Origin of the sequence: Novosphingobium chloroacetimidivorans (assembly GCF_014204535.1) — a bacterium.
GTDB lineage: Bacteria > Pseudomonadota > Alphaproteobacteria > Sphingomonadales > Sphingomonadaceae > Novosphingobium > Novosphingobium chloroacetimidivorans.
In genome coordinates this window covers 1-4,471 of the sequence record NZ_JACHLR010000056.1, presented here as the reverse complement: position 1 = coordinate 4,471, position 4,471 = coordinate 1, and the positions used below count along the sequence as shown (strand labels likewise).

4 protein-coding genes and 2 pseudogenes are annotated in these 4,471 nt (G+C 60.5%); 1 reads left to right on the top strand and 5 read right to left on the bottom strand.

The window, feature by feature from the left end:
- Positions 1-318: 318 nt before the first annotated feature.
- The 3 genes and pseudogenes from HNO88_RS21590 to tnpA all read right to left on the bottom strand — a co-directional run.
- Positions 319-721 (bottom strand): annotated as a pseudogene (locus HNO88_RS21590) (IS66 family transposase); the annotation flags it as partial.
- A 99-nt stretch (positions 722-820) separates the two neighbouring features.
- Positions 821-1,123: pseudogene (gene tnpB, locus HNO88_RS21585) on the bottom strand (IS66 family insertion sequence element accessory protein TnpB); the annotation flags it as partial.
- Complete coding sequence (gene tnpA, locus HNO88_RS21580) at positions 1,120-1,500, bottom strand: IS66-like element accessory protein TnpA (RefSeq protein ID WP_184250834.1); 381 nt, start codon at positions 1,498-1,500, stop codon at positions 1,120-1,122. The pseudogene tnpB and the gene tnpA, both read right to left, overlap by 4 nt.
- Positions 1,501-2,216: 716 nt before the next feature.
- Between tnpA and HNO88_RS22945 the strand changes: the two genes are divergently transcribed.
- On the top strand, positions 2,217-2,663 hold the full coding sequence (locus tag HNO88_RS22945; RefSeq protein ID WP_312857157.1) for a hypothetical protein: 447 nt from the start codon (positions 2,217-2,219) through the stop codon (positions 2,661-2,663).
- Here HNO88_RS22945 and bcsD read toward each other — a convergent pair.
- The gene (gene bcsD / locus HNO88_RS23165) at positions 2,607-3,014 is read right to left on the bottom strand and encodes a cellulose biosynthesis protein BcsD (RefSeq protein WP_376768805.1); all 408 of its coding nucleotides are present in this window, start codon (positions 3,012-3,014) and stop codon (positions 2,607-2,609) included. The genes HNO88_RS22945 and bcsD overlap by 57 nt on opposite strands.
- A gap of 604 nt (positions 3,015-3,618) precedes the next feature.
- Positions 3,619-3,903 carry a hypothetical protein gene (locus HNO88_RS21565; RefSeq protein WP_184250829.1) on the bottom strand — a complete coding sequence of 95 codons (285 nt, stop codon included), beginning with the start codon at positions 3,901-3,903 and terminating at the stop codon, positions 3,619-3,621.
- Positions 3,904-4,471 lie beyond the last annotated feature (568 nt).

Below are 4,471 nucleotides of genomic sequence, written 5' to 3'. Positions count from 1 at the left end.
CTGTGACCTTTTGCGTGAACTTGGCTGCGAGCTGGGTTGAGGATCAACCGCGCCAAATCCTCGACGGCCTGTCTATGCGTTAGGATCTTGTTAAGCTTTTGTGCGGCGCACGGTCGCGCCTCAAACCTCGAATGGCTTAGCGACATAGGCGGCCCATTCAGCGCTGGCGATGCCGCTGCTTTGCTCGCGACATCGGTCTTGTGCCCCGCACCATGCCTTTCAGCTCTTGGCAATCGAATGGTATGGTGGAGCCCTCGTGCGCACCCCTAGACCCGACCGCCTGCGTTTGAACCGTAAGCGTCCGGTGAGTGGTTCTGCTCAGGCGGCGCGGTAGTTCCAGGGTAAGAGTTCGTCGATCCTGGGGTTTGGGTGATCGGCGATGCGGTTGATAGTATCGCCTAGCCATGCCTCCGGATCTACGCCGTTGAGCTTGGCGGTCTCGATGAGGCTGTAGATAGCGGCGGCACGCTCGCCGCCTTTGTCCGAGCTGGCGAACAGCTAGTTTTTACGGGCGAGAGCGACGCCGCGCAGCGCGCGCTCGGCAGCATTGTTGTCGATCTCGAGCCGGCCATTGTCGAGATAGCGGCCGAGCGCGTGCCGTCTCGAGAGGGCGTAGCGCAGCGATCGCCAGGTCGGACTTGCGCGACAGCTTTGGCAGCGTCACCTCGAGCCAGGCGCGCAAAGCCTGCAGGAGCGGTCCGGCACGCGCCTGCCGTTCGGAGCTTCGTCGCTCGGGCGGCGCTCCACAAAGCAAAACCGCCAAAGAACTGCTCTCGTCTACCAGGCACACGCCGGCTCGGCGCTTCGTTTCTGCGCGCCAGTCGACGCCTTCGAGCAGCATCGAGAGCTGCGCCGGCGTCAGCACCGCCACGCCGATAGCGGTGGTCGGCCAGGTGAAGCACCCGCGCTCGAGCCGCTTGGCGTGGAGCACCATGCCCTGACTGTCCCACCACAGAAGCTTGATCAGATCGCCGCGCTTGCCGCGGAACGCGAATACCGCACCGGAGAACGGATTCTTGTGGAGGAGGCTCTGGGCCATGGCGGCGAGACCATCGAAGCCCTTGCGCATATCCGTGATGCCGGCTGCCAGAAGAACCCGCACGCCCGCGGGAGGGCCGATCATCGGCCGAGCGCGTCCAGTACGAGCCGCAGCGTCGCGCGATCGACCGGCGGTATCATCCGCACCCGATGGCCAACTGCGCTCACCACCTCGGTCGAGCCTGCCGGCAGCGACGGCGGCGATCCCTCGGGAGCTGGCAGCGCCAGTTGAACTGGTACGAAACCATCGCCCGTGCTCGACCCCCGCACCAGGCGATCGGCAACAAAGGCGCGCCGCCAGCGGTAGAGCAACGACGCATCCACGCCATGTCGACGTGCCACCGACCGCACCGTCGCCCGCGGCTCCAGCGTCTCCGTTACGAAACGCGCCTTAGCCTCGTCGGACCACGCCCGCCGCACCCGTTTGCCCTGCTCTGAAACGTCGATGATCCGCGTAGCCATAAGTGCCGCACCTATGGCTTGCCAAATACCCGTCGTGCAAGGCGCCCCAGACCGGACGCTTACTTTGAACCCGCGCCTGACGCTCGCACTGTATAGAGTAACTGCCCCGCAGGCTGACCCACGACAACGAGGTCCATCCGCACGAGGCGCTAGGGCGCGTTCACATTAAGTTTGCTAAGTGAGTAAGGACTAATTTAACGCTGCTCTTTGAAGAGCAGGCGTGGGTCGCGGATAGTTGTCGAATTGAGAGTAAAAGACCAACGGACCTCCGCTGCGATCAGAGCGAGGGCGTTGCGCACGTCCAACCCTCGATAGTCGGCGCTTCTCACTGGGATATTACATGTTCCGCGGGTCCGATGCCCCCGGCGCGACATGCACGAGGGCTACGGCAAGTGGAACTCGGTCTATGTCCGGTCGCGGCGCTGGGCTAAGCAAGTCGTCTGGGATGCCATGCCGCAGGTATTGGTCAATCTCGTGCTTACCGACGACTGGCAGCACATGATGGGCAGCACCACCGTTCGCGGCCATGTTTTGGCAGCAGGCGGAAAGGGGGCTGACACGGATGCTCTTAATCGATTACGCTGCGGCCTTAGGGGCGGAGTCTGTGTCCTCTGCGACAATCAGGGACTGCCAGTCGGTTTCGTCCTCACCGGCGGCGAGGCGCCTGACTACGCCGCTGCCGACGATCTGATGCGCCTGCGTCCAGCCCCAAAGCGTTGCTGGCGGACAAAGGCTACGATGGTGACCGCCTGCGTGAGAACCTGCTGGTTCGCGGCATCCTGCCCATCATCCCACCGCGCTCGAACCGCAAGGCGGCCGAGCGTCACAACTCTCGTTACTACCGGGAGCGCAACCTCGTGGAGCCGCATATTCGCCAAGCTCAAGCAGCAACGCCGCAGAGCCACACGCTACAAAAAAACGATCTTCGCATTCGAGAGCTTCCTCAACCTCGCTGCCGGCCGGCTGTGGCACGGCTTTTGTTAGCGCGGCCTAGGCTACCGATCGTCCCGCGAGTACAACACCCAAGCCGGCGACCCCTGGTCAGGCAGTTCGGGGACGACGACACTACCGAGCGCCTGTGGTCCCCGATCCAAACTCGACGTCAGTCATCGGCTATGACGCAGTTCAATCCCATCACCGTTCCACATCGCACGTGTGTGTAGAGCTGGGCCACTCCCCAGGCTGCGAAACCACGAATCGTATGCCCCTTCGAGAACAGCGGACACCATATCGAGCCAGGCGTCGCGGCAGCCTGGGCTCGGAGACTGAGGCGGTGACGAGTGCCGGACAACAATAGAGTCTGGTTCGAGACGGATCTCAGCCTTCCCCCAACCCGTCTTTGTCCACAGAGCATTCAACTCAGAGGTAAGGTGATGGAGGTCGTTCACCCCGTCAAGCGGCACTGCGGATGCCATACGACGACCTACAGCATGGTAGAAATTCTTGAGGCCTTCTCTTGGAACTACACCAATAAGCTCGGCGGTTAAAGCATCGACAAGTGGCTGGAGCGCCATCTCGGTAGATGACGCTGGTTTTAGCGTCTCGCGTGATGTGAAGTAGTTCATAAAAACAGCTCTCAGTCTTTACGGTTGTAAGCGTTACTGTAGTTGCGGATGCGGGCCTCACCGTATTAAGCTCAGATCACATAATCTATCGGCGCACGCACCACCCGCTATCAGAGCATTTGGGTTGGTCAATCACATAGTCTACTTAGCCTCAGGCTGGCGTAAGTTACCGAGCTAGATTTCAGGGCGGCCTTGTACCACGAGCAAGTCAAGCTTGTTTTCGTCGTGGCGATTCCATTGCGGATGGGCGAACATCAGATGAGTCGCTTACTCCCTGGGCGTTAGCCGACGCAGTACCGAAGATTGTCAGCGCCCTTATAGAGCCAATCTCATGCAGCTAGCGGCCGTTGCGTAAGCTATAACGCCATTCCTAATCGGCCGAGCCGAGGAGAGGCCACCACCTTGCAGCGCATGCGCTGCGCCGAGCATGCATTTGAAACCGACCAACGAAGATGGCAGCAAACCTGCACGACAGTATCGGCAACGGAGCGCTGCCGCCGCCCATAGCATGCCTCCAGATGACAGCGGCCGCTTCAGGGCAAACAAGCGATGATCATGAGAAGAACCGCGAAAAGGTGTAAATGGTCGATAAGATAACCGCGCCTACTACCATCCACAGCGCGCAGGTCAGGCCCAGGATGACGGCAAAGCGCTGTGGAACAGAAAGCTTTTCCTCTTCAATGGCTGGGTAGTACGCCTCCACGAGCCGCTGCTGAAAGGCGCGCGCATGAACTACGTTGCTGTCGAAGGCCTGGTCAAGCAGCTTGATCTTGTCCGAAGTTGTATCGACGTCCACAAGCGGAACCCAGTTAAGCTCTGCCATTTGTTGCTGTGCCATCGTGCGCCCTCAAATTTGATGAGTTCGGCATACCCGGAACAAAGGCTACAAAGGCACCTACAAAGTTGGTTACGGTATTTATAACGGGCGATTGCATCTCGTGCCTTGCCGTATTCGGCACATCGGCTGCGCGCCTTGGTTTGTCGCCGTGCTGCTGCGATCGCGATAGATAGAAGCCCAGTCCGCTCCTCCTCAGCTTCGCCGCCGTCCCACTGCGAACCGCATCCTGCCGTTCTGGCGAGAATGATGATGGAGAGGTCGTGGCGAACGCAAGCGGGATATAGTTTGCGCTCGGCGGCTCCGCGGTGCAGGGCTCTCGCCGTGAGTTAGCCGGAGCGTCACTTCCTCCGCCGCCTTCACCCGTGCGATTTGCACGGAAAATTATGGGCCGATGCGGTCGAAGTGAGCGGTTCCGAAAGGACACGCTGGATCGTCCTGGCGATGGCTCGCGCGTGCCGAAATATTGCGCAGTTTAGGCCACCGACTCATTATGCCTGAGCCAGATGCGTATGGATGCGAGTTGGACTGAGGCGAGGAAGTTGTCGTCGCGTTTGTCATAGCGGGTTGC